General features: G+C 59.0%; 23 protein-coding genes. 10 read left to right on the top strand and 13 right to left on the bottom strand.

Features of this window, described 5'->3' with window-relative positions:
• Positions 1 to 53 precede the first annotated feature (53 nt).
• The 4 genes from AB4P96_RS21185 to mnmH all read left to right on the top strand — a co-directional run bounded on the left by AB4P96_RS21185 (position 54) and on the right by mnmH (position 3,314).
• Positions 54 to 305: a hypothetical protein gene (locus tag AB4P96_RS21185; protein ID WP_017134560.1), complete on the top strand. Its 252-nt coding sequence runs from the start codon at positions 54 to 56 to the stop codon at positions 303 to 305.
• Between the two features lie 28 nt (positions 306 to 333).
• Entirely contained in the window at positions 334 to 1,083 is a 750-nt protein-coding gene (locus tag AB4P96_RS21180) for a TerC family protein (protein WP_017134559.1), read from the top strand.
• Positions 1,084 to 1,176: 93 nt separating this feature from the next.
• On the top strand, positions 1,177 to 2,211 hold the full coding sequence (selD, locus tag AB4P96_RS21175) for a selenide, water dikinase SelD (protein WP_017134558.1): 1,035 nt from the start codon (positions 1,177 to 1,179) through the stop codon (positions 2,209 to 2,211).
• Positions 2,211 to 3,314: a tRNA 2-selenouridine(34) synthase MnmH gene (mnmH, locus tag AB4P96_RS21170; protein ID WP_395600043.1), complete on the top strand. Its 1,104-nt coding sequence runs from the start codon at positions 2,211 to 2,213 to the stop codon at positions 3,312 to 3,314. Before selD ends, mnmH begins: the two co-directional genes overlap by 1 nt.
• A gap of 118 nt (positions 3,315 to 3,432) precedes the next feature.
• Here the strand turns inward: mnmH and AB4P96_RS21165 are convergent, their stop codons facing one another.
• On the bottom strand, positions 3,433 to 4,488 hold the full coding sequence (locus AB4P96_RS21165; RefSeq protein WP_170038757.1) for a permease: 1,056 nt from the start codon (positions 4,486 to 4,488) through the stop codon (positions 3,433 to 3,435).
• 199 nt (positions 4,489 to 4,687) lie between these two features.
• On the bottom strand, positions 4,688 to 5,389 hold the full coding sequence (locus tag AB4P96_RS21160; protein ID WP_395600042.1) for a histidine phosphatase family protein: 702 nt from the start codon (positions 5,387 to 5,389) through the stop codon (positions 4,688 to 4,690).
• Positions 5,390 to 5,640: 251 nt separating this feature from the next.
• Here AB4P96_RS21160 and AB4P96_RS21155 point away from each other — a divergent pair, with 251 nt between their 5' ends.
• The 3 genes from AB4P96_RS21155 (at position 5,641) to hemB (ending at position 8,275) form a co-directional block, all read left to right on the top strand.
• Entirely contained in the window at positions 5,641 to 6,339 is a 699-nt protein-coding gene (locus AB4P96_RS21155) for a glutathione S-transferase N-terminal domain-containing protein (protein ID WP_017137779.1), read from the top strand.
• Between the two features lie 3 nt (positions 6,340 to 6,342).
• A complete protein-coding gene (locus AB4P96_RS21150) occupies positions 6,343 to 7,185 on the top strand; it encodes a PhzF family phenazine biosynthesis protein (protein WP_395600041.1) in 843 nt (280 codons plus the stop codon).
• A 115-nt stretch (positions 7,186 to 7,300) separates the two neighbouring features.
• A complete protein-coding gene (gene hemB, locus AB4P96_RS21145) occupies positions 7,301 to 8,275 on the top strand; it encodes a porphobilinogen synthase (RefSeq protein WP_069786976.1) in 975 nt (324 codons plus the stop codon).
• Positions 8,276 to 8,328: 53 nt separating this feature from the next.
• Here hemB and AB4P96_RS21140 read toward each other — a convergent pair whose 3' ends face one another.
• The 4 genes from AB4P96_RS21140 to AB4P96_RS21125 form a co-directional block, all read right to left on the bottom strand.
• Complete coding sequence (locus AB4P96_RS21140; RefSeq protein ID WP_236448000.1) at positions 8,329 to 8,715, bottom strand: hypothetical protein; 387 nt, start codon at positions 8,713 to 8,715, stop codon at positions 8,329 to 8,331.
• Positions 8,716 to 8,934: 219 nt separating this feature from the next.
• Positions 8,935 to 9,366, bottom strand: a complete 432-nt coding sequence (locus AB4P96_RS21135) for a hypothetical protein (RefSeq protein ID WP_017137783.1) — start codon at positions 9,364 to 9,366, stop codon at positions 8,935 to 8,937.
• Positions 9,363 to 14,099 (bottom strand): RHS repeat-associated core domain-containing protein, encoded by a 4,737-nt coding sequence (locus AB4P96_RS21130; protein ID WP_395600993.1) that lies wholly within the window; start codon positions 14,097 to 14,099, stop codon positions 9,363 to 9,365. Before AB4P96_RS21130 ends, AB4P96_RS21135 begins: the two co-directional genes overlap by 4 nt.
• Positions 14,100 to 14,283: 184 nt before the next feature.
• Positions 14,284 to 14,898, bottom strand: a complete 615-nt coding sequence (locus AB4P96_RS21125; protein WP_017134642.1) for a LysE family translocator — start codon at positions 14,896 to 14,898, stop codon at positions 14,284 to 14,286.
• Positions 14,899 to 15,043: 145 nt separating this feature from the next.
• On the opposite strand from AB4P96_RS21125, the gene AB4P96_RS21120 reads away from it, so the two are divergent.
• Entirely contained in the window at positions 15,044 to 16,129 is a 1,086-nt protein-coding gene (locus AB4P96_RS21120; protein WP_169987064.1) for a DUF1615 domain-containing protein, read from the top strand.
• Positions 16,130 to 16,219: 90 nt separating this feature from the next.
• Positions 16,220 to 16,645 (top strand): PaaI family thioesterase, encoded by a 426-nt coding sequence (locus AB4P96_RS21115; protein WP_017134644.1) that lies wholly within the window; start codon positions 16,220 to 16,222, stop codon positions 16,643 to 16,645.
• 178 nt (positions 16,646 to 16,823) lie between these two features.
• Here the strand turns inward: AB4P96_RS21115 and AB4P96_RS21110 are convergent, their stop codons facing one another.
• From AB4P96_RS21110 to AB4P96_RS21100, 3 genes are read right to left on the bottom strand one after another with little or no spacing between them, the layout of a single operon-like run.
• The gene (locus AB4P96_RS21110; RefSeq protein WP_017135010.1) at positions 16,824 to 18,005 is read right to left on the bottom strand and encodes an acetyl-CoA C-acetyltransferase; all 1,182 of its coding nucleotides are present in this window, start codon (positions 18,003 to 18,005) and stop codon (positions 16,824 to 16,826) included.
• Between the two features lie 11 nt (positions 18,006 to 18,016).
• Entirely contained in the window at positions 18,017 to 18,676 is a 660-nt protein-coding gene (locus AB4P96_RS21105) for a CoA transferase subunit B (protein WP_017135011.1), read from the bottom strand.
• Between the two features lie 31 nt (positions 18,677 to 18,707).
• A complete protein-coding gene (locus AB4P96_RS21100) occupies positions 18,708 to 19,406 on the bottom strand; it encodes a CoA transferase subunit A (RefSeq protein WP_017135012.1) in 699 nt (232 codons plus the stop codon).
• A 133-nt stretch (positions 19,407 to 19,539) separates the two neighbouring features.
• Between AB4P96_RS21100 and AB4P96_RS21095 the strand changes: the two genes are divergently transcribed.
• Positions 19,540 to 20,442, top strand: a complete 903-nt coding sequence (locus tag AB4P96_RS21095) for a LysR family transcriptional regulator (protein WP_017135013.1) — start codon at positions 19,540 to 19,542, stop codon at positions 20,440 to 20,442.
• A 122-nt stretch (positions 20,443 to 20,564) separates the two neighbouring features.
• Here the strand turns inward: AB4P96_RS21095 and AB4P96_RS21090 are convergent, their stop codons facing one another.
• The 4 genes from AB4P96_RS21090 to AB4P96_RS21075 form a co-directional block, all read right to left on the bottom strand.
• On the bottom strand, positions 20,565 to 20,894 hold the full coding sequence (locus AB4P96_RS21090; protein WP_017135014.1) for a hypothetical protein: 330 nt from the start codon (positions 20,892 to 20,894) through the stop codon (positions 20,565 to 20,567).
• Between the two features lie 605 nt (positions 20,895 to 21,499).
• Positions 21,500 to 22,345 carry an NAD-dependent protein deacetylase gene (locus AB4P96_RS21085; RefSeq protein ID WP_395600040.1) on the bottom strand — a complete coding sequence of 282 codons (846 nt, stop codon included), beginning with the start codon at positions 22,343 to 22,345 and terminating at the stop codon, positions 21,500 to 21,502.
• Between the two features lie 8 nt (positions 22,346 to 22,353).
• Complete coding sequence (locus tag AB4P96_RS21080; protein ID WP_017135016.1) at positions 22,354 to 22,794, bottom strand: CBS domain-containing protein; 441 nt, start codon at positions 22,792 to 22,794, stop codon at positions 22,354 to 22,356.
• A gap of 132 nt (positions 22,795 to 22,926) precedes the next feature.
• Positions 22,927 to 24,876 (bottom strand): DNA topoisomerase III, encoded by a 1,950-nt coding sequence (locus AB4P96_RS21075; protein ID WP_026013519.1) that lies wholly within the window; start codon positions 24,874 to 24,876, stop codon positions 22,927 to 22,929.
• Between the last annotated feature and the right edge of the window lie 191 nt (positions 24,877 to 25,067).

Genomic DNA, 25,067 nt, shown 5'->3' with positions numbered 1-25,067 from the left:
TCGCTATCGAGGGGCCACTATTTGGACCCAATGGTTCTAACGAGGAATACATGATGAAACTCAATTCCCTGGGCGCGGCGTCCGTACTTGCGCTTTCATTGGTGATGATCAGCGGCTGTGATCAAGTCGAAAAGAGCGCGCAGCAGGTGCTGGGCAAAGCCACCGAATCGGCCAAACAAGCCATCGATGACACCCACAAGGCCGCCGAGCAGGCATTGAGTGAAGCGACCCAAGGTTTGATCAAACCTGAAAAAGACGCTGAGCAGGCCGAAAAAGAATCTGAAACCCAGCGTAAAGAAGCTTAATTTCCCAGCACAACGTCAGGACTGACCTATGGACTACCTTTTACAACTGGCCGCCAGCCCGACCGCCTGGGTTGCACTGGCCACCTTGATCGTCATGGAAATCGTGCTGGGCATCGACAACCTGATCTTCATCTCGATCCTCACCAACAAGCTGCCCGAAAAACACCGGGCCAAAGCGCGACGTATAGGCATCAGCATGGCGTTGATCCTGCGTCTGGGCCTGTTGAGTACCATCGCGTTTATCGTGCAGCTGACCGCGCCGGTGTTCGAAATTTTCGGCCAGGCGTTTTCCTGGAAGGACATGATCCTGATCGCCGGTGGCCTGTTCCTGGTGTGGAAGGCCACCACCGAGATCCACCACAGCATGGACCCGGAGCCCGAGGAGAAAGCCAGCGTCAGCAACACCGTGGCCATCGGCTTTGCCGCCGCGATTGGGCAGATCCTGTTGCTCGACCTGGTGTTCTCCATCGACAGCATCATTACCGCCGTGGGCATGACCGAGCACCTGCCGATCATGATCATCGCCGTGGTGGTCTCGGTGATCGTGATGCTGGTGGCGGCCGAGCCGTTGGCCAAGTTCATCAACGACAACCCGACCGTGGTGATGCTGGCCCTGGGCTTCTTGATCATGATCGGCATGACGCTGATCGCCGAAGGTTTCGGCGCCCATGTGCCAAAAGGCTATGTGTATGCGGCCATGGCGTTCTCGGCGGTGATCGAATGCCTGAACATTGCCCGCCGTAACCGTCACAAACGCTTGCTGGCAGCCCGCCCGTAAGCGCTGAAGCAAAAAGCCGGCTGTGCTCACAAGAGCCCAGCCGGCTTTTTGCTGTCTGTTAGAATCGGCCCACTTGTTACCTTGAGGTCCACCATGAACGAGCCGATTCGCCTCACCCAGTACAGCCACGGCGCGGGTTGCGGCTGCAAGATTTCGCCCCAGGTGCTGGAAGTGATCCTCGCCGGCAGCGGCGCACAGAACCTCGACCCCAACCTGTGGGTGGGCAACGCCTCGCGTGACGATGCGGCGGTGTACGCCATCGACGACGAACGCGGCGTGGTCTCCACCACCGACTTTTTCATGCCGATTGTCGATGATCCGTTCGACTTCGGCCGTATTGCCGCCACCAACGCGATCAGCGATATCTACGCCATGGGCGGCGACCCGTTGATGGCCATTGCGATTCTGGGCTGGCCAGTGAATGTGCTGGCGCCGGAAGTAGCCCGCGAAGTGATCCGTGGCGGCCGCTCGGTGTGCGACGCCGCCGGTATTCCGCTGGCCGGCGGGCACTCTATCGACGCGCCGGAGCCGATCTTCGGCCTGGCCGTGACCGGCATCGTGCAAAAGCGCCATATGAAGCGCAACGACACCGCCACCGCGGGTTGCAAGCTGTACCTGACCAAACCGCTGGGCATCGGCATCCTTACCACCGCCGAGAAGAAGGGCAAATTGCGCGAGGCGGACATCGGCCTGGCCCGTGACTGGATGTGCACGCTCAACAAGCCTGGCAGCCGTTTTGGCAAGTTGGCCGGCGTAACGGCAATGACCGATGTCACCGGTTTCGGCCTGTTGGGTCATCTGGTGGAAATGGCCGACGGCAGTGGTCTCACCGCCCGTATCGAATACGCCAAAGTCCCACGCCTCGCCGGGATCGAGGACTACTTGGACCAAGGCTGCATGCCCGGTGGCACCTTGCGTAATTTCGACAGCTATTCAAGCAAGCTGGGGCGTCTGCAGGAACTGCACAAGCGCGTGCTGTGCGACCCACAGACCAGCGGCGGCTTGTTGATCGCCGTTACCCCGGAGGGCGACGCCGAGTTTCACTCTGTGGCCGCAGAACTGGGCCTGAGCCTTGAGCCAATCGGCGCACTGGTTGAGCGACAGACCCACGCGGTAGAGGTGTTTTGATGGCAACTGACATCACCAACTACCGCGACATCTTCCTCAACGACCGGCCGATGATGGATACCCGCGCGCCGATCGAGTTCACCAAGGGCGCGTTTCCCGGCGTGGTCAACCTGCCGCTGATGACCGACGACGAACGCCAGCGGGTCGGCACCTGCTACAAACAGCAGGGCCAGCAAGCGGCCATCGTGCTGGGGCATGAGTTGGTGTCCGGGGCAATCAAGGCCGAGCGCATCGAGCATTGGGCGCAATTCGCCCAGGCCAACCCCGACGGTTACCTGTACTGCTTTCGCGGTGGGCTGCGCTCGCAAATTGTGCAGCAGTGGCTGAAAACCGAGGCCGGCATCGACTATCCGCGCGTCGGCGGTGGTTACAAGGCCATGCGCACCTTTCTGCTGGAAACCCTGGAGCAAGCGACGGCCGAGTGTGATTTCGTCTTGCTCGGCGGCATGACCGGGACCGGCAAGACCGAGGTGTTGAGCCAGTTGCGCAATGCCTTGGACCTTGAAGGGCACGCCAACCATCGCGGCTCCAGCTTCGGCAAGCGCGCGACGGCGCAACCGACCAACATCGACTTTGAGAACCGCCTGGCGGTGGACCTGCTGAAGAAACGCGCGGGCGGTATCGAACAGTTTGTGGTCGAGGACGAAAGCCGCATGATCGGCAGCTGTGCACTGCCGTTGCCGTTGCATAAGGGCATGCAGACCTTCCCGATGGTGTGGCTGCAAGACAGTGTTGAAGGCCGCGTCGAACGGATTCTGCGCGATTACGTGGTTGATCTTTACGCCGAATTTATCGCGGTGTTTGGCGAAGGCGGGCAGGTGTTGTTTGCCGAGCGCTTGACCCAGAGCCTGGCCAACATCCACAAGCGCCTGGGTGGCGAACGCTTCCAGCGCTTGCAGGCCATTTTGCAAGATGCCCTGGCAGAGCAGGCGCGCAGCGGTGCTGTGGATTTACACCGGGTGTGGATCGAAGGCCTGTTGCGCGAGTATTACGACCCGATGTATGCGTTCCAGCGTGAAAGCAAAGGTGCGCGAATCGAGTTTGCAGGGGAGCAGGGCGCGGTGGTGGAGTACTTGCGCGAGCGGGGTGCCAGGCGGGGGTGATGCGGTGGGTTTGAGGGCCTCATCGCAGGCAAGCCAGCTCCCACATTTGACTGCATTCACAGATCAACATGTGGGAGCTGGCTTGCCTGCGATTAGGCCCTAAGCCCCACAACAAAGCCTAAAGAATCACCGCCCCGATCAGCCCACACACCACCCCCACCAGCATGGTCAGCCCGGCCACCGTCACCAGCACCCGCGCGTCGAAGTCCTTGCGCAGCATCAACAGCGACGGCAGGCTCACGCTGGGCAAGGTCATCAGCAACGCCACGGCCGGGCCGGTGCCCATGCCCAATGTCATCATGGTTTGTACGATAGGAATCTCGGCTGCCGTAGGAATGACGAACAGCGTGCCGACGATGGCCAGCGGTACCAGCCACACCAGGCTATTGGCCATGGCCCCGTCGACATGGGGAAACAGCCACACCCGCGCGGCGCCCAGAATCAGCACGGCGACGATATAGATCGGGATCGTGCTCCAGAACAGCTGCCACAGGGTCCGCAGCCACCGGCTCAAAAATGGCTGCGACTCGGTCTGACTCGCGTCAGCCACTGCGTCCAGTGCCGCTTCCGGCACATGGTCGGGACGGGCAATGCGTTGTGCGACCAGCGACACGCCCACCACCAGCACAATCCCCGCCACCAGGCGTAACGCGGTAAAGCCCCAACCCAGCACAAAGCCCATGAACACTAAGGTTGCCGGGTTCAGCACCGGGTTGGCGATCCAGAAGGCCAGCGCCGCGCCCACCGACACCTGCTGACGGCGCATGCCCGCTGCCACCGGGGCCGCGCAGCAACTGCACATCATCCCCGGCAAGGCGAACAGCCCGCCACGCAGGGTCGAACCCAGCCCGGCGCGGCCAAACAGGCGCAATAGCCAGTCGCGGGGGATCAACACTTGCAGCAGTGACCCCAGAATCACCGCCAATACGGCAGCTTTCCAGATCGCCAGGAAATACACCTGAGCATAGGCCAGTGCCGCGGCCAAGGGTGAGCTTTGCTGATCGTTGAGAATCGAGGCGCCGATGCTGTGGTTATCCGCAGCGACAAAGGCCTTGAGGTAGTAGGGCGACCACTTCACGTAATAGAGGCCGATGCAGGCCACCAATATGAACAGCGCTGGTTTCCACCAGAACGACCAGCCCCGGTTGGGCTGGGTGGAGATGAGGTTGGGCATGGTGCAGGTCCGCAGATGATTCAATAGCGGGGCATCATACGCGCCTACTACCGATCGTTCCCACGCTCCTGCGTGGGAATGCAGGCTGAGACGCTCTGCGTCGCGACGCTGGCCCCAGCACCTGAACCTCGCCCAGGGTGAAAGTTGAGCGTTACGGAGTGAATTCCTACGCGGGAGCGTGGGCTCTATCTGCAGGGCTTCAGATATCCGCGCTCACTTGGGTTGCATCCGGGCATGTCTGCTGGCCGTTATCCAGGCCTTGCTTGTAGTTGCGGCTCAGCAGCGAAGCCTTGCCGTTGTGCCAGGTCAGTGTCAGTACATAGAGCGTGTCGTAATCGCCGCCCGACCAATCGTCCGTGATGGTGTGTTTTTCACCCGAGGCTTCACTGGCCACCCGGTTGATCAGCTCCGGCAAATAACCGTGTGACCAGGCGGTGTAGATGATGGAATTGTGGTACTTGTCTTCCACCAGCTCATCGGCGAGGTCGTGGGTGTCATTGGCGGAGAACTTGATGTTCACCGGCAGGCCGAGCTTGATGGCGCTGGGGCTGATGGTCATCAGGGGTCGAATGTAGCTGTAGGAGTTGTCGTGCTCGCCTTCCTCGATATTGCGCGTCGGGTTGGGCGCAAATACGTAGTTGGCCTTGCCGAATTTTTCCGGCAGCACGGTGGCCAGGTTCATCGCGCGGTTCAAACCCTGGCAATTGAGCTGGCCGAGGCCGCCGACGGGTTTTTCGCCGTGGCGCAGGAACACCAGGGTTTGCACACCGTCCACCGGCGCGGCGCGGCTGATTCGCGACTCCAGGGTCAGGCCGATGGCGCCGCCCACCAGCAACAGCGGCAACATGATGTAGGCATAACGTTTAAGACGTTGCGCAAGGCACAGAGGCTTGATTGTCATTGTAGGTTCGAGTCTTCAGTGCGGCGATTAAGGCGGGCAAGCCTGGCCCCAGCGACGCATCCGGCGTGCTGCGGTTTAACCTGTGATTGTTACGGCGTATCTCCTTTCACCGTCATGGCGCAGTTAAGAGTGTGAATCGGCTCTTTGGTTCGCCTGTGCGCACCATAGCGCGGCTATGTTGCGCAATGATGACCCATGCAGGACGGCGTGCAGGTGGCTATTATGGGGACTTTGAGCCTGGGGACTTCCCGATGAACGCACTTGCCGCTTTCCCGATCAACAGCAAATGGCCCGCCCAGCACCCGGAGCGCTTGCAGCTGTATTCGCTGCCCACGCCCAATGGGGTCAAAGTGTCGATCATGCTGGAGGAACTGGGCCTGCCTTATGAAGCACATAAGGTCAGTTTCGAGACCCAGGACCAGTTGTCGCCAGAGTTCATGTCCCTGAACCCCAACAATAAAATCCCGGCGATCATCGACCCCAATGGCCCGAGCGGTCAGCCGCTGGCGTTGTTCGAATCCGGCGCAATCCTGATTTACCTGGCGGAAAAAACCAGCCAGTTGCTCTCCGAAGACCCGGCCACCCGTTACGAAACCCTGCAGTGGCTGATGTTCCAGATGGCCGGTATCGGCCCGATGTTTGGTCAGGTCGGGTTCTTCAACAAGTTTGCCGGCAAAGCATACGAAGACAAACGCCCACGTGATCGCTACGCCGCCGAATCTCGGCGTTTGCTCGGCGTGCTGGAAAAACACTTGCTGGGCCGCACCTGGATCATGGGTGATGAATACAGCATCGCCGACATTGCCACCTTCCCATGGATCCGCAACTTGATCGGTTTCTACGAGTCCGGCGACTTGGTTGGCATCGCTGATTTCCCTAATGTGTTGCGTGCACTGGACGGTTTTGTCGCCCGCCCGGCGGTGATTCGTGGCCTGAGTATTCCGAGCTAAGACATGCCGACTTTCGATTTCAAGCAACTGGATGTGTTCAGCCGGGTTTCGCTCAAGGGCAACCCCTTGGCGGTCGTGCTCGGCGCCGATAGCCTCACCGACCAGCAAATGGCCGACTTCGCCAACTGGACCAACCTCAGCGAGACCACGTTTTTGCTGACGCCGCGTGACCCTCGGGCGGATTATCGGGTAAGAATTTTTACCACGCTTAAAGAGCTGCCGTTCGCCGGGCACCCGACCCTGGGCAGTTGCCATGCGTGGCTGCAGGCAGGCGGCGTGCCCAAGGGTGAGGAGATTATCCAGGAGTGCGAAATCGGCCTGGTGCGTGTCCGTCGCCAAGGTGATGAACTGGCGTTTATTGCACCGCCGTTGTTGCGCACAGGGCCGGTGGAAGCGCCCCTGCTGGAGCGCGTGCGCCTGGGGTTGGGCCTGGCACCTGAGGCCATTGTGCGCAGCCAGTGGGTGGATAACGGCGCGGACTGGCTGGCGGTGATGCTGGCCGACCGCGAGCAGGTGTTGGCCTTGCAGCCCGATTACGCGCATTTGCACGGCCTGGCCATTGGCGTCATCGCGCCCTGTGACCCGGCGCGTGACGAGGTGGACAGCCACTTTGAAGTGCGCGCTTTTATCGCCGGTGACGGCGCCCAGGAAGACCCGGCCACCGGCAGTTTGAATGCCGGTGTTGCCCAATGGTTGCTGGCCGAAGGCCTCGCGCCCGAGCGGTATGTGGTCAGCCAGGGCACCGCGATTGGGCGTGCCGGGCGAATTCACGTGGAGCGCCAAGGTGATGAAATCTGGGTGGGCGGCGCAGTGGCGGCGTGCATCGAAGGGCGAGTCCAGCTCTAGATCAATATATTGTTACGGCCCACGCAATACACTATTGGCCCCTGGGCGTTTGTGCTGCGGGGGCCAAGGGGCATAAGCTTTTGCCCCAACTATTCTGCCGCTATCCAGGAAAGCCATGACCAGCCAGTTCCCCCAAGCCCGTCCTCGCCGCCTGCGCCGCTCCCCGGAGCTGCGTGGCCTGTTCCAGGAAACCGAATTCACCCTCAACGACCTGGTACTGCCGATTTTTGTCGAAGAAGAAATCGACGACTTTGTGCCGATTACCAGCATGCCGGGCGTGGTGCGTATTCCTGAGAAAAAACTGGCCGGTGAAATCGAGCGTTATGCCCGTGCCGGGATCAAGTCGGTGATGACCTTCGGCGTGTCCCACCACCTGGACGCCAACGGCAGCGACACCTGGAAAGAGCGCGGCCTGGTCTCGCGCATGTCCTCGATCATCAAGGACGCCGTGCCGGACATGATCGTGATGTCTGACACCTGCTTCTGCGAATACACCGACCACGGCCACTGCGGCGTGATGCACGGTGCCCACGTCGACAACGACGCGACCCTGGTCAACCTCGGCAAACAAGCCGTGGCCGCCGCCCGCGCCGGTGCCGATGTCATCGCACCGTCGGCCGCCATGGACGGCCAGGTCCAGGCCATTCGCCGTGCCTTGGACGACGCGGGCTTCACCCATATCCCGATCATGGCCTACTCCACCAAATTTGCCTCGGCCCTCTACGGCCCATTCCGCGAAGCCGGCGGCAGCGCCCTCAAGGGCGACCGCAAAAGCTACCAGATGAACCCAATGAACCGCCGCGAAGCCGTACGCGAGTCCCTGCTCGACGAACAGGAAGGCGCCGATGCGCTGATGGTCAAACCGGCTGGCGCCTACCTCGACATCATCCGCGACATTCGCGAAGCCTCACGCTTGCCGGTGGCGGCGTATCAGGTGAGTGGCGAATACGCGATGATCAAATTTGGCGCCCAGGCAGGCGCAATTGATGAGGCCCGGGTGGTGCGCGAAACGTTGGGGTCGATCAAGCGGGCTGGCGCGGATTTGATTTTTACGTATTTTGCGATGGATTTGGCGTTGGCTGGGATTTGAATTTGGGTTGTGGGCCTGTGGCGAGTGAGGTTGCTCGTCACAGGAGCTTGAAGCTATGCATACAGTGATTCAGACCATCGTGTGCGATACGCAATTTGCTCGTTAATGTCGTTTGTGAGTTCATTTTCTTCATAATCGAATATACGAACGAGCTTCGCGTCCGGATCACCTAGTTTTGTTTCGTAAGCAACCAATCCACTAGACATTTGTGAGCACATTGCCGAAGGATATACATTGATTTTAGCGCCTTTACAGAGGAATTTTATGTCGCTAAAGTCTTTTCTCATTAGGCCGAAACATATATAGATGTCAATGTCGGTGTAAGTTTCTTTTACGCCGTTCGCGAACGTTATCGAGAGCGTTGCTGTTTTTCCATCACACTCGATGGTCGCATTTTCGCGAATCGAATTTCTGATTGTGGTGATTTCTAATTTTTTCACTTTCTAACTTCTATTGGGATTAATCAGGTCAACCTCGGCAAACAAGCCGTAGCCGCCTGCGTCGGCGCCCATGCACGGCCAAGTCCAGGCGACCGGCTGCGTACTCGACGACGCTGGCTTCACCCAAATCCAAATCATAGCGTTGGCCGGGATCTGATTTGGTTTGTAGGCCTGTGGCGAGTGAGTATCTCGCCACAGGGTTGGTATTGACTGATTTCGTCAGTCGTTACTTTCTTTTGGATCAAGGGCTTCAGTTCGATCTGCACCTATAGACGTTATCCATTCTTTGTAAAAATTATATTGCTCGTTTGGATCGCTCGTGAGGTTATGTTCTTCAAAGTCAAATATGTTGACCAAATCTTCTCGTGTAGCGCGTTTTCCAAGAGTTAATTCATAAGCAACCATTCCTCCACTCATCTGCGAGGCCATGCTAGAAGGCCTGACATTGATTTTTGCGCCTTTGCAAAGAAACTTTATATGAGGGAATTCTATTCTAACTTTTGCCAAGCATTTGTACATGTCTTCTGCTGTGTATACTTTCGCAAAATTATCTGCTTCGGAAAACTTTAACTTTATATGGGCTGAGTCATACTTGAAAGTGACGTATTTTTCTACACCATTTACTATGGCTTTGATTTTTTTTGTTTTCATTTTATTTTCCTGTTTGGGTTTGGAATCGAATATCCCACATAGCTGCCATCTCGTTTCATAGGCGTCGCACCCAAAATGTCTTCTGTATTTATCTTGCTTTGTATAGCTATTTCGGCTTCATTGTCAAAAGGAGCTAATTTTCCTAATTCTTTGTTAACGTCACGACCGGGAATCTTTTTTAGCGCGTAGAGAAAGCCTTTTCGAGTTCCGTATTCGGTCGCAAAATCAATTCCGATAAGTTTCGAGGGAGAAGTACTTATGAAGTTGCTCGGTGGGTTGTTGCTGTCGAGCGCGTGCAAGTATAAGTCATTGCTGTCGCCCTTGCTTTTAAAACCATATTGAAAAATACGGTCTGGAGTTTTGTCATCGCCACGGAATAAGTATTCGCTGTTGCTGGCTGGCTGTTTGGGCTCTCCCTTGTTTACTTTCGCTTTGGCGATGTCTACCGCTTCAGATTTTGATTTACAGCCATGCTCACCAGGGCACGAGTTCAAACCTAGCGGATCCACCCACCCGGTAGGGTTCGGCACGTACCGGTACGCATTAATCCCACCCGCCAGCTTCACCGGATCCGGCGTCAGGTAGCGACCAATATCTGGATTGTAGTAGCGATGCCGGTTGTAGTGCAGTCCACTTTCCGCATCGAAATATTGGCCCTGAAAACGCAACGGGTTGTCGATTTTTCTGATGTCTAGGCGGGCGATTTCACCGTAGGCGCGGTAGTGCGCGGACCAGACGATTTCGCCTTCGGGGTTTGTCAGTTCCTGTGGCGTGCCGAGGTGGTCGAGTTGGTAGTGAAAGGGCTTTGTTTCTTGTGGGCCAAAGCCTTCCAGCAGTACCAACGGGCGAAAACTATCTGGCTCGTAGATATAGCTGCGATGGCAGTCCGCGTGGTGTTCAGCTACCAGCTTGTCGCCTTGCCAGAAAAACTCCGTGGTTATGTCGTTAACGGTTTTGCTGACCCGCCGTCCAAATGGGTCATAGCGATAGCTGGCGGTTTGCCCGTTTGGTTGAGTAATACCCACCAGCCGATGCTGGCAGTCGTAGCGGTACTCGGTGACGAGCTGATGACCCTTGCCGCGCCGCTGGCGGATCAAATTACCGAAGGCGTCATAGTCATAATGATGATCGCCTTGGATCATCAACCTGTTCCCCGCCACGATGTCCGGGCCGGGGCGGTCTTGCATCAGCAGGTTGCCGGCCGGGTCGTGGCCGAAGCGTTCCTGCACGTCTTGCGAGTGGTCGGCGCGGGTCAGGCGGGCGAGGGGGTCGTAGTGGTAGTGGTGTTCGCCTTTGCGGGTATCTAGCAGGCGGGTGAGGTTGCCGGTTTTGTCGTAGTCGTATTGGCGTTGGTATAGCGTGTGTTGCTGTTGGCTGACCGCGTGGGCGTGCAGGCGGTTTTGGTCGTCGTAGTGGTAGTGGCTGAGGAGTTGGCCTTGTTGGCGTTGGTGTTCGCGGCCGGTTTTGAACAGGTGCGAGGTGAGGGTTTCGCCGTTCAGTTCGACGGTGGAAAGGTGGCCGCCTTTGTCGTGGTTGAACACCAGCCGGTTATTGTCCGGGAGGCGCAGGTTTTTAAGTTGGCCGCAGGCGTCGTAGCCGTAACGCAAGGTGCCCCAGCCCTGGTGTTCGGCGGTGAGGCGGTTTTGTGGATCGTACTCGTAGGCCAGCGCCCAGTGGCCGTCGTCGACGCTGAGGAGGTTGCCTTGGCGGTCGTAGGCATAGTCGACAACATTGCCGTCTGGCAGGGTTTTTCTTACGAGGCGCCCGGCGTGGTCTCGCTTGTAACGGGTAACGAGCTGACTGCCGTCGTCGCCGTGTTCGGTTTTTTCCGCCAGGTTGCCGTTGAGGTCATACACGTAAGCCGTGCGCTGGCCGTCAAAGCCGATTTCCTGCTGGATCAGGCCGTTGGGGTGGTAAGCGAGTCGGTAGGTTTCGCCCACCTCGTTTTCGATCGAGGTCAGCAGCAGGCGCGCATTGTCGTAGCGGTACTTGACGTGGGTGCCATCGGCGTTGATACGGCGGCTGATCAGGTGCAGGCCGTCGGCGTATTCGTAGCGGGTGACGTGGGTAAGTTCGTCGTGTTCGGCGGTGATTTTTCCGTAGGCGTTGTAGCTGTATTCGCGTGTTGCACCGCCTGGCAATACGACACGAATCAACCGACCCACGCTGTCCCACTGAAACTGGGTCAGCGCTCCCTGTTCATCCTCGCGGGCAACCTGCCGACCAAGGTCGTCATAGCGATAACGCTTGATACCCCCATTGGGCAGCAGCTCCTCAAGCAACTGCCCACGCTCATTCCAAACCAGCCGATGGCAACTGTTATCGGGAAACCAAACCCCCGTCAGCTGCCCATATTTGTTGTAGCTGTAGTCCGTAATATTGCCGTCAGGATCGGTCTTGCGAATGACGTCGCCCTGATCGTTACGCTCATACTTCCAAACGGCCTCACCACGGCGTACAACCCGCACGAAACCGTTGTCATGCTCGTAGGACGTCGGCTCATCGTCCCCCGGAAACAACGCCACCAAGCGTCCGGCTTCGTCGTACTGATACGCCGTCACCGCCCCAAGCGGATCCTGCTCTACGGTCAGCCGGCCCTTGTCGTCATAGGATTTGAAGTGTTCAGCGCCGTCCGGATCAATGCGCTGCACCAGCCGCGCACGGTCATCGTGGACATACACTTCCCGGCTGCCATCAGCGTTATGCACCGTGACACGGCCGTCATCCCCCCAGGCATACCGCGTATCCATCTGCGAGAAGCTGGCCCAGTGCCGAACACACCGCGCCGCCTTGCCAGCCCGTTCCCATGCCCAAAAGAAGCTCGCCCCACCGGCCAACCCACGCTCAAGAATGACGTGCTGCTCGTCGTAGCGATAAACCTCGCTTTCACCCACGGCATTGGTCGCAGAAACCAGTCGGCCAAGGTCGTCATAGGCGTAGGAAACAACCTTCTGCTCCGTCACCCATTCAAACGGTTCGTGCCCCTTGGCCCGATGAACCTGATAGTCCACCGCCACAATGCGGCCCAGCTCATAACGCAGAAACAGCGAGCGACCCACACCGTTATCCAGCCGCTCAACCCGCCCCAAACGATCGCGGAAAACCCGCAACCGGTTGTCATACGCATCGCTGATGGCGGTCAGCACACCCTCTTGAAAGTGGTAGAACAGCGACGCCTGGGCCAGCACCAGTTCATCGGGCAATTCACCCAAATAGATCGCCGCTTCAGCCAAGCTATTGGTAATCGCCGGTCGATTAGCGGTAGGCAGCACAAACTCAGTACGGCGGTTCTCATGATCCGTCCACACCACCGAATCACCCGAAACCACCAACCGCTGCGCCAGCGAATGACTCCAGCCAAACCCCAACCCGCAATCGACTTCCACCGCACTGGTGCGATACACCCGCGTCCACTCAAACGGCAAAACCCCATCCAGCGTGCCGTCTGTGAGCGTCAGCAATTCCTCGCCGGTGACCATCGAAACGGGGCAACCGTGGGTGACGGTTTTGTCCGCAGGGGCCGCCGCATCGCCATTGAGGTTCTTGCCCGAAGCCGGCACATCATCCACAGGTTCCTGGCGCACCAACGCGGTCTGCTGCGTCTTGCCGCGCACCGCCGGCACCGGGTTGGCAACCAACTGGTCCCCAGCCTTCAGCGGCGCAACCGGCACGGTCTTGATCGGCGTCGGGGCACTGCTCAGCAACAAGGGTTTAACCGCCGCTACATGTGGCTCCAACGTCGGCCCCACATGCTGTTTTGCCAGCAACTCGAGCAAACTCCGCGCCCGTCCGGACTTGATGTGCCCGAGGACTTGAGTGCCCAGGCGTACTGCCACGCCCATGCCCGCCGTCGCCCGAATCAACAGCAAGTTGATCAACACCTCGCCGGTGATTTCGCCCATCAGCTCCTGCATGTCTTGCGGCGGCAGCAGGCGCATCCAGCTGACCATCGCCGACACGTAAATGAACAACAGCGGCTCATCGCTGAGTACCAGCAGGCCGTTGGCGATCGCGTCGTTGCTGAGTGTCAGCAGCTCATCAAGCTCGGCCTGGGAGATGTACTTCAGTAACTTTTCGCTGTTGGGCTTGATGTCCGCCAACAGTTCATACAGCTGCGTTAAGTTGTCCCAAAGGGTGTAAAGCGCCGTGCCCATGCCATTGAGAACCGCCGTCTCCAGCATCCTGCGTTGGTCGAGCGGTTTGGCGTCGGTATAAATTCTCCACTGCGCTTGGAAGGTGTCTTTCCACGCTTTACGCAGGCGCTCTTCCAACCCCGCAATCACTGACTGATAAGACGCGTACAGTGCCTTGACGTGATCTTTGGAAACATCGGGATAAAAACTGATTCGATATGATTGATTACGATCACACTCGGTGATTTCGAGAATGCCGCTGGGGCCGATGGCGTGGTGGATCGGCTCGCCCAATGGGCCGCCGTTGGGATCGACGCGTTGCAGCACCACCGGCGTATTGCCGATGGGCACAAAACGCGTGCTTTGGAACATATGCACCAGGGTCAACGTGCCATTGGCCTGGCACGTGGCAACGGTGCTGCTGGGAATGATGGAGCGGTTGATCGGGGCGACCAGCGCCACCTCATCCCCGACCTTGAACACCTGCTCGACATCCAGCGCCGAGAAGCTCCAGAAGCTCGACGCCCATTCGTCAAAGGTATTCAGGCATTCGCGAAAATCACGGAAGACGCTTTCAGCGTCGACCGTCTTCACGTCCATAGGGGTCAGGGCCAGCCTGCCAATGGCCGGGTTCAAGCGCTAGCCCCTTTGGCCTGGGCTCTAACTAACAAAACCATCTGCAATCCCTCGCACTGTGTGATCAGGCGAAGGACTTTGCAGCGGTTTTCAGGAAGGATCTGTAGAGCTTATCCGGGTGTTGGGTAGGAGGTTTCGCTAGTTCTTGTCAGCGCTGTGCAAACGCCAGGTTCAACCCCAACCCCGCAAAGGCTGCGGCAAAACTGCGGCGCAACCAATTCTGTACCCGTGGTGACTCGATCACGGCACGGCGAAACACATTGGCCAGCAGGCCGTACACCACAAACACCGCAAACGTCATCGCCATGAAAACGCCACTTAGTACCAGCATCTGCACAGCGGGCGCCGTGCTGCCGGGGGTGACGAATTGCGGCAGGAAGGCCAGGAAGAAAATCGTCAGCTTGGGGTTCAGGATATTCAGCAGAAAGCCGCGCAGCATCAGGCTGCGTGCAGTCGCGACCGCTGGTGTGTCGCTCATGGCGAAGGCCGAGCGGTCACGCCAGGTGGCATAGGCCAGATACAAAAGGTAGGCCGCCCCAGCGAATTTCAACGCCTCAAAGGCCAGGGCGCTGGTATGCAGCAGGGCGGAAAGGCCCAATATCGATGCGAGCAAGTGGGGAATGATCCCGGCAGTACAGCCCAACGCGGCGAACAGGCTGGCACGCTTGCCGGCAGTGAGGCCGGTGGACACGGTAAAGATCACCCCAGTGCCGGGGATCAGCACGACGATCAGGCAGGTGACGAAGAAGTTCAGGCTGAGCATGGCATTCAAACTCCTTGTACGAATGGTCGATGACCGATCCTGTCACGTTCAGTGATAACTGGCGAGTGCAACAGGTCGGCGAACCCCGGTTAGACTTACCTGTCGATATCCGCACAACCGGCCCGTCGTTATTCAAGGAAACCCCATGTATTCAAGCCGCCTGATCCTGTGCCTCACCACCTTGCTGGTGCTGGCCGGCTGCTCCACTCCACGCGGCCCGCAGCAGCCTGAGCGCAGCGAGGCCGAGGTGAAGGCGCAGATTGTGCGGCTGTTACCGGCCACGGTGGCGGACCGCAACGGCTGGGCCAAAGACATCTACACCGCCTTCGACACCCAGAAAATCTACCCCAGCAGCGAAAATATCTGCGCTGTGCTGGCGGTGACCGAGCAAGAGTCCACCTATCAGGTAGACCCGCCGGTGCCGAACATGGGCAAGATCGCCCAGGATGAAATCCTGCGCCGCGCCGGCAAGGTCCATGTGCCGGCCTTTGTGGTGCGTACCACGCTGCAACTGCGTTCGCCGACCGGCAAGACTTACGCCGAGCGCTTGAATGCCGCGCGCACAGAGAAGGACTTGAGCGGCATTTTTGACGATTTCATCAGCATGGTGCCCCTGGGTAATACCTTGTTCGGCGGCTTTAACCCGGTGCACACCGCCGGCCCCATGCAGGTCAGCATCGATTTTGCGCAGCAACACGCTCGCGATTATCCCTACGCCGTGGATGGCACAATTCGTCGCGAAGTCTTCACCCGTCGTGGCGGCATGTACTTCGGTATCACGCATCTTCTCGGTTACCCGGTGAGCTACGACCAGCCGCTGTACCGCTTTGCCGATTTCAACGCGGGGTGGTATGCCAGCCGCAATGCCGCGTTCCAGGCTGCTGTCAGCCGAGTCAGCGGCACCGAGCTGGCGCTGGATGGGGACCTGATTCGTTATGGCTCACTGCTGCCCGGCACCACCGAGTTGGCGGTGCGTTCCCTGGGCGCGAAGCTGGATATGCGCAACCCCAGCATCCGCAGCCAGCTGGAAAAGGGCGAGCAGCTCGACTTCGAAGAAACCACCCTCTACAAACGCGTATTTGCCCTGGCCGACAAAGCTGCCGGCAAGCCTGTGCCGCGCGCGATTTTGCCGGGCATCGTGCTCAAGAGTCCGAAGATCACCCGCAACCTCACTACCGCGTGGTTTGCCAAGCGTGTGGATGAGCGCTATCAGCGTTGCATGAAGCGTTAGCTGATTGTTGATCATTGGCTTGGCTGATCTTGATGGTGAACTTGGGGAGGCTGGGGTACACCTCGTGTTTTGGCCAAGGAAGAGCTCGCCATGATCACTTACACCGTGCCCGAAGGCTTTGTCTCGCTGCCACGCAGCAGCCCGTTGCTCGACCTGTTAGGTCCGGCGTATTGCCGGGGTGAAGGGTTGCAACTGGAAATCGGCCTGCGTGCCGACAACCGCCACGCCAATGGGCGCGGCACGGTGCACGGTGGGGTGTTGGCAACGCTGGCGGATGTCGGCATGGGCTATGCGATGGCGTTTTCCAGCGAACCGCCATTACCGCTGATAACCGCTAGCATGACTCTGGACTACCTGGGTGTCGTGCAGGTGGGGGAGTGGATTGTGGTGCGGCTGGAGCACCACAAGCGTGGCCGGCAGATGGCGTTTGCCACCGTGAGCCTGCAAGTGGGGGACAAGGTGGTGGCACGGGCGAATGCGGTGTTTGCGGTACCTCACTCTGACGATGAAGATTAAATGTGGGAGCTGGCTTGCCTGCGATAGCGGTGTATCAGGTAACAACTGCTTGGCTGACACACCGCTATCGCAGGCAAGCCAGCTCCCACATGAGTATTGTTTTTTTTTCAGGAAAACCGGGCAAAGAAAAGGCCCGATTTTTCGTGGAATCGAGCCTTTTCTCATGTTGCTCTTTAGATCAACTGCGCTCGAGGGCCAGGGCTACGCCTTGGCCGCCGCCGATGCACAAGGTGGCCAGGCCTTTCTTGGCGTCGCGCTTGATCATTTCATGCAGCAGGGTCACCAGCACGCGGCAGCCTGAGGCGCCGATCGGGTGGCCGATGGCGATGGCGCCGCCATTGACGTTGACCTTGTTCGCATCCCACTCCAGCTCTTTGCCCACCGCCAGAGATTGCGCGGCGAAGGCTTCGTTGGCTTCGATCAGGTCCAGGTCACCCAGGCTCCAACCGGCTTTGTCCAGGCAGCGGCGGGTAGCCGAGACCGGGCCGATGCCCATGATCGCAGGGTCCACGCCGGCGTTGGCGTAGCTGGCGATACGCGCCAGCACCGGCAGGCCGAGAGCCTTGGCTTTTTCGGCGCTCATCAACAAGACAGCGGCGGCGCCGTCATTGAGGCTGGAGGCGTTGCCGGCGGTGACGCTACCCTCTTTCTTGAACGCGGGCTTGAGCTTGGCCAGCGACTCGGCTGTGGTGCCGGCGCGCGGTTGCTCATCCACGGCGAAGGACAACGGATCACCCTTGCGCTGTGGAATCAGGATCGGAGTGATCTCATCGACAAACCGGCCGGCTTCGATAGCGGCGGCGGCTTTCTGCTGGGAGGCGGCGGCGAAGGCGTCCTGGGCTTCACGGCTGATGCCGTACTTGTCCACCAGGTTCTCGGCGGTGATGCCCATGTGGTAGTCGTTGAACGCATCCCACAGGCCGTCAGTGATCATGCTGTCGAGCATCTTGGCGTGGCCCATGCGCAAACCGGTGCGCGCAGCGGGTAATACGTACGGCGCCAGGCTCATGTTCTCCATGCCGCCGGCGATGATCACCTCAGCGTCACCACAACGGATGGCTTGGGCACCCAGGTGCAGGGCTTTGAGGCCCGAGCCGCAGACCTTGTTCAGGGTCAAAGCCGGCACCGCATGGGGCAGACCCGCCAGAATAGAGGCCTGGCGCGCCGGGTTCTGGCCGCTGCCTGCGGTCAGTACCTGGCCGAGGATCACTTCATCGACCTGAGCCGGGTCCAGACCGGTCTGCTCCAGCAGGCGACGGATCACGGCCGCGCCCAACTCCGGTGCCGGAATGCTGGCCAGCGCTCCTTGAAAGCTGCCCACGGCGGTGCGGGTGGCAGCAACAATCACGACGTCTTGCATGGAATCTGTCCTCACTGGAAGTGCATTTCTGGAACGTGGTCCGGGACGATCAGTTTACCGGCGGTCTTGCTCACAATCTCTTCAACGCTGACGCCAGGTGCGCGTTCCTTGAGGACAAAAGCGCCATTTTCGATTTCCAGGTACGCAAGGTCTGTCAGCACGCGCTTGATGCACTTGGCGCCGGTCAGCGGCAGGCTGCATTGGCTGAGCAGTTTGGACTCCCCGTCCTTGGACGCGTGGGTCATGATCACGATGATGTTTTCTGCACCGGCCACCAGGTCCATGGCGCCGCCCATGCCCTTGACCAGCTTGCCGGGGATCATCCACGACGCGATGTTGCCTTGCACGTCCACTTCAAATGCGCCGAGCACGGTGAGGTCGACATGCCCGCCGCGAATCATTGCGAAGGACTCGGCAGAGGAGAAGATCGAGGCGCCGATGCGTGCGGTCACAGTTTGTTTGCCGGCGTTGATCATGTCGGCATCGATGGTTTCTTCGGTCGGAAACGGGCCCATGCCGAGCAGGCCGTTTTCCGATTGCAGCATCACTTCCATGCCTTCGGGGATGTAGTTGGCCACCAGGGTCGGGATGCCGATGCCGAGGTTGACGTAGAAACCGTCCTGCATTTCGCGGGCGACGCGTTGAGCCATTTGTTCGCGGGTAAGAGCCATGTGTTGTCTCCTTATTATTTGGGCTGGCGGATTATTTGCGGACGGTGCGCTGTTCGATGCGCTTCTCGAAGGTGCCGCAAATGACTCGGTCGACGTAAATCCCTGGGGTGTGGATATGCGCCGGGTCCAGCTCGCCCGGTTCGACGATTTCTTCAACTTCGACCACGGTGATCTTGCCCGCAGTAGCCGCCAGCGGGTTGAAGTTCTGCGCGGTATGGCGGTAGATGACGTTGCCGAAGTGGTCGGCTTTCCAGCCTTTGACAATGGCGAAGTCGCCGGTGATGGACTCTTCCATCAGGTACGGGCGACCGTTGAACTCGCGGGTCTCCTTGCCTTCGGCCACCGGAGTGCCGACGCCGGTGGCGGTGAAGAAGGCCGGGATGCCGGCGCCGCCTGCGCGCATTTTTTCGGCCAGGGTGCCTTGGGGCGTGAGCACCACTTCGATTTCGCCGCTGAGCAGTTGCTTCTCGAACAGCGCGTTTTCACCGACGTAGGAGGCGATTACCTTGCTGATCTGCTTTTCTTCCAGCAGTACACCCAGGCCAAACCCGTCGACGCCGCAGTTGTTGGAAACCACGGTCAGGTCGCGGGTGCCTTTGCGCTTGATCTCGGCGATGAGGTTTTCTGGAATGCCGCACAGGCCAAAACCACCGGAGAGCACGGTCATGCCGTCTTCCAGGCCTGCCAGTGCTTCTTCATAGGACGCCACGCGTTTATCGAAACCTGCCATATGCACCTCTTTTATTGTTTGTGGGCCAGCCAATGAACTGAGTGTTGCGCCGACGGATTGATTTGTTAAGTTGTTTTTTAAGGTTGATTGATTTAGAAAACAGCATAGTCCAATCGCCGCCCGGAGCAGCCTCATGACCGTCAAACAGATGCGCGCCTTTCTCGCCGTGGCCCAAAGCCTGAGTTTTGCCGCCGCCTGCGAGCGCCTGCACCTTTCCCAATCGGCGCTGAGCCTGACCATCAAGGGCTTGGAGGAGGGCCTGGGCGGCCGCCTGTTCAGCCGCAATACCCGCAACGTCGCACTGACGCCTGAAGGTGAATCGCTGCTGCCGTTGGCGCGCCGGTTGATTGCCGACTGGGACAATGCCGAAGACGAACTGCGTCAGCGTTTCACCCTGCAGCGTGGCCGCGTCACCGTGGCGGCGATGCCTTCGTTTGCGGGCAACCTGCTGCCACCGATTCTTAAGATATTCCGCGCACGTTACCCGCAGGTGAATGTGACGGTGCATGACCTTATCAATGAACAGGTGCTGGAAATGGTCCGCGATCGCCAAGTGGAGTTGGGCGTGGCGTTCGAGCCATCCGAAGGTTCGTCCCTGGCATTCACGCCTTTATACCTGGACCGGTTTATTGCGGTGGTGCCCGGTGATTCGCCCTTGGCGCAATGTACCGAAGTCGACTGGAAAACCCTGTTGGAACACCCGTTCATCACCCTGCAACGACCCTCGACGGTGCGCGTGATGCTGGAGGAGCACCTTGGGGCCTTGCAGATGAAATTGCCGGTGGCGTTGGAAAGTCATCAATTGGCCACGGTCGGCAAGATGGTTGCCAGTGGCCTGGGTGTCAGCGCCGTGCCTGCGCTATGCGCGCGCCAGATGGAGGAGGCGGGCGCCCATTGCATCACCTTGAGCGACCCGGTGATCGAGCGGCCGATCGGCGTGCTCACCAAACCTGGGCATGAGTTGTCGGCGGCGGCGCAGGTGTTGTTTGATATTTTTCGCGACGAAGCGGCGAAGGGACGTTTCCCGACGTTTTGAGCGTGCCACAAAACAAATGTGGGAGCTGGCTTGCCTGCGATAGCCAGTTAACATTCAACAAAAGTGTTGGCAGTTAAACCGTTATCGCCGGCAAGCCAGCTCCCACAGTGGGCAAGTTTTACTTAGTAGTAGCGGTCGATCACTTTAACTTGCGAGTTATCCTTGAAAGATGCCCAGGCATTGTTAAGTGTGTCGAATACTTGCTCAATGAAGTTTCGATCGGCCGCCGCTTTCTTGCCGACATAACCCTGGCCGCGGCGGTACATCTTCAGGCGCGCCGCGAGTTCACGGTGAGTGCGGTCAAACTCGGCTTCTTCGGTGTGGGGCGCCAGGCAGTCAATTTTGACTTCGCCCGACTTGCCAACCCACAGGATATGGTCGTCGAGTTTGTCTTTTTGCGCTGCGAACATCTCAGCCAATTCATCGATAGTTGGTTGGTTGTTCAGATTCATGTGTAAGCCCCTTGACCAGTTGGCGATCTATCAGTTGGTTCGTTAAAACTGCTTAGTTGTCTCCGGTTGCGAAAACCGGGCGTCAGTAACGGTCTGCCGAATACGGGCAGGGTCTTGAACCTGATGCATGTAGTCTTGCTGATGAGCGGCTACGTAATGGTTTCATCACGAAGACAAGCAGCGTTTGAGCTCCTTGTACCGATCCTTGCGGGCCGGTCAGCTTCATCAATCTGCCTTGTGGGCAGTGCACATCCGGAAAAAACAGCTCGGCGGTCAGACGAGCTTGTTCAAAACGCGTGTTACCAACGCTCCCGATCCGGGAGACGTCTCGATAATGCAAGGACAAAAAGGTTACGTCAACGATTATGTAGTGATTATTTTTAGTCACTACATAAATTGCTGTGGGGACGGGAGAATGCGGGAAAACGTGACTTGGGCGTCATTTTTTGTGCGGTGGGTCGTGGTGGGCAGATAGCCAATCCAACGCGCAATCCCTGTGGGAGCTGGCTTGCCTGCGATCGCGGTGTGTCAGCCAAAGACTTGTTAACTGATACACCGCTATCACAGGCAAGCCAGCTCCCACAGTTGGATTTTCGGTGGTTTTGCTAACTCAGTCGTTCGGCCAGCAGAGGCAACAACCGCTCGCATGACGCCTCGATTTTCACCTGCAACAGCTCATCCTCACGGGTCTTGCCCAGGTTGATGGCAATTACCGACTTGCCTTGCTCCACCATCGCCTTGCACAGGCGAAATGCGGAATAGGCCATTAGCGAAGAACCCACCACCAGCAGCCCGTCTGCATGCCCCACGGCGGCCATGGCCCTGGCTGCCGTAGCCGGTGCCACGTTCTCGCCAAAAAACACAACGTCTGGCTTCAAGCGCTCGCCATTGCAATGGGGGCAGCGAGGAACCTGGAAGCGTTCTTCAAAGGTCGGATCGAGCAGGGTGTCACCGTCGGGCGCCTGCACCGCGTGGACCTGCACCAGGTAAGGATTGTCGATTTCCATCTGCCGCTGAATCACATCGCGGGTACTGCGCTGCTGGCAGTCCAGGCACAGCACACGATGCAGGCTGCCATGCAGTTCGATCACATCATGGCTGCCGGCCTGATCATGCAGGGTGTCGACGTTTTGCGTGATTAGCCCGCTGATACGGCCACGCTGCTGCAGCGTGGCCAGCGCCAGATGAGCCTGGTTCGGCTGCGCAATACGCACCCGTGGCCAACCCAGCATGGCGCGTGCCCAATAGCGGCGACGCGCTTGCGCGGTGGCGAGGAATTCCTGGTACATCATCGGCGCCTTGCCACGGCGCACGCCTTCGCTGTCGCGATAATCCGGGATGCCCGATGACGTGCTGATACCTGCACCGGTCAAGACCAAAAAGCGTCGTTCAGCCATGGCCCGGTACAGGGTGTCGAGGTGATTTTCTTGATGGTCCAGCGTATCGAGCATGGGTTCCCCTATTCGCCGCGGATGTATTGCTCCAGCTGTTTGATCAGGTCGGTCTGTTCGGCAATGGCCTCTTTTACCAAGTCACCGATGGACAGCAGGCCCTTCAGTTCGCCGTCTTCGACCACTGGGAGGTGGCGCAAGTGACTGTCGGTCATGATGTTCATGCATTCTTCGACACTTTTATGGGTATCCACGGTGATGACCGGTGAACTCATCACCTCATGGACCTTTGTGGTAACCGAAGAGAGTCCCTTGAGGATGAGTTTGCGGGCGTAATCACGTTCGCTGATGATTCCGACAACCGCGCCGTCTTTGACCACCGGCAAGGCCCCGACGTTTTTCTCTGACATCCGCACCAGCGCCTCAAAGACCGTGTGGTCCCATTGAATGGTATGGACGTCCTGGTTCTTCTGGTCCTTGGCTTTGAGCAGTTGTGCAACGGTTTTCATGGCGGCCACTCCGGTGTTGTTATTAGGAAGTCAGCGAGTCCCTTACAGAATCCTAGACGGGCTACAGCGCCGCAAGGCCCAAAGCGGCGTTAAACCCGTCGAAAAACGTCATTCGCCGGATTATTTCGCTATTCAGCCGGCACTGTTCGGCTTTTTCGCCCGCTTTGGAGCGCCTGTCGTCTTGCGCGGTGCAGCCTTGCGCTTGTTTTTCCACGGCGTAGCACCTCGGCCTGCCGGGCTGGCTGGGCCGGTGATGGTCATGCGCATGCCATTGCAGCGTGCCACTTGTTTGCTCATCCAGGCAGCCTGCTTGGCGACGAATTCTTCCAGGCTCATTTCACCGCTTTGCACCATGTCCAGCGCCTGCTCCCAGATCGCGGTGGTGCCTGGGTCGGCAATCGCCCGAGGCACCGCGTCGATCAGGCTGAACGCAGCCGGAGTGGCTGACAGTGCCTTGCCGTTTTTGACCAGATAACCCCGGTCGAGCAAACCCTGGATAATCCCCGCGCGGGTGGCTTCGGTGCCGATGCCGGTGGTGTCCTTGAGCTTTTGCTTGAGCAGCGGGTCTTCCACCAGTTTGGCGACGTTTTTCATCGCCTTGATCAGGTCGCCCTCGGTGAAGGGCTTGGGCGGCTGGGTCCAGAGGTCCTTGAGGTTGACCTTGGCCACCGCGTAATCCTGGCCTTGCACCAAGGTCGGCAAGGCCTGCGGTGCAGGAGCTTCACGGCCTTTGGCAGGCGCCAGCGCCTCGGGCAGGGCGCGTTTCCAGCCCGGCTCGATGATGACTTTGCCTACCGCGCGCAAGGCTTGGCCGGCGCAGTCGAAATCCGCCTGGGTGCGATCGTATTCATGGTTGGGCAGGAACTGCGCCAGGTAACGCGCGCGAATCAGCGTGTAGACCGCACGGTGTTTGCCGGCCAGTTGCGCGACGTCCTTACCGGCCCCCGTAGGAATAATGCCGTGGTGCGCGCTGACCTTGGCGTCGTTCCAGGCCCGCGAGCGGCGTTGCGGGTCGATATGCGGCATCAACTCATTCACCGCCGCATCCGCGCGGGCCAGCGCGGCCAAGATCTTCGGCGCATCACTGTGTTGGCTGAGCGGCAGGTAGCCGCAATCACTGCGAGGGTAGGTGATGACTTTGTGGGTTTCGTAAAGGGACTGCGCGATGTCCAGGGTTTCCTGGGCGCCGAGGCCGAGCTTCTTGGAACAGATTTCCTGCAACGTGCCGAGGTCGAAGGGCAGGGGCGCCACCTCGCGCACGCGTTCGGTACGCAGTTTGACCAACCTGGCGCTGGCGGCGTTGGTCATCGCATCGGCAGCATCGCGAGCCAGTTGCGGGTTAAGACAGCGGCCTTGATCGTCGCAGGCATCCTCAGCGGCCCGCCATTGAGCCGTAAAGGTCATGCGCTCATGCCGCAAGTCGACATCAATGGCCCAGTAAGCCACCGGCACAAAGTCGGCGATGCTGCGGTCGCGGTCCACCACCAGGCGCAAGGTCGGGGTTTGCACGCGGCCCACCGGCAATACGCCTTGATATCCGGATTGACGCCCGAGCAAGGTAAACAAGCGACTCATGTTCATGCCGATCAACCAGTCGGCGCGTGAGCGGCCGAGGGCCGAGTGATACAGGCTGAAGGTTTCGGCGCCGGGTTTGAGGGCGGCGAGGGCTTTGCGAATGGAGGCGTCATCCAGCGCCGATAACCACAAACGCTGAATCGGCCCGCGATAGCGGCAATGCTCCACCAGCTCCCGGGCGATCATTTCGCCTTCGCGGTCGGCGTCGGTGGCGATCACCAGTTCCTGAGCTTCCCCGAGCAAACGCTTGACGGCCTTGAACTGGCTGGCGGTCTTGGGCTTGACCAGCATCTTCCATTTTTCCGGCACGATTGGCAGGTCGGCCAGCACCCAGCGCTTGTATTTGGCGTCGTAGGCGTCGGGTGGGGCGGTTTCCAACAGGTGCCCGATGCACCAGGTGACTGTGACCCCGTTACCCAGCCAGCACCCGTCGCCACGCCGACTGGCGCCGAGCACGGCCGCGATATCCTTGGCCTGGGAGGGTTTTTCACAGAGGTACAGCCGCATGGTCATCACATCAGATTGGGTCGATGCCTTGCAGGATGCTCAGTCAAAGGCAATTGAGCAACTGTTATCTGTATGGATGTACAGCAATTTGTGTGGTCAGCACTCAGAAAAATGTGGGCACTAGCCTGCCTGCGATACGGACAACTCGGCACATCTGACACTCCGAGGTGATGCAATCGCAGGCAAGCCAG

It is taken from the genome of Pseudomonas sp. B19125 (genome assembly GCF_044218855.1).
Lineage (GTDB): Bacteria > Pseudomonadota > Gammaproteobacteria > Pseudomonadales > Pseudomonadaceae > Aquipseudomonas > Aquipseudomonas edaphica.
Note: the sequence above shows the minus strand (reverse complement) of the source record. Positions and strands in the feature narration are given on the sequence as shown.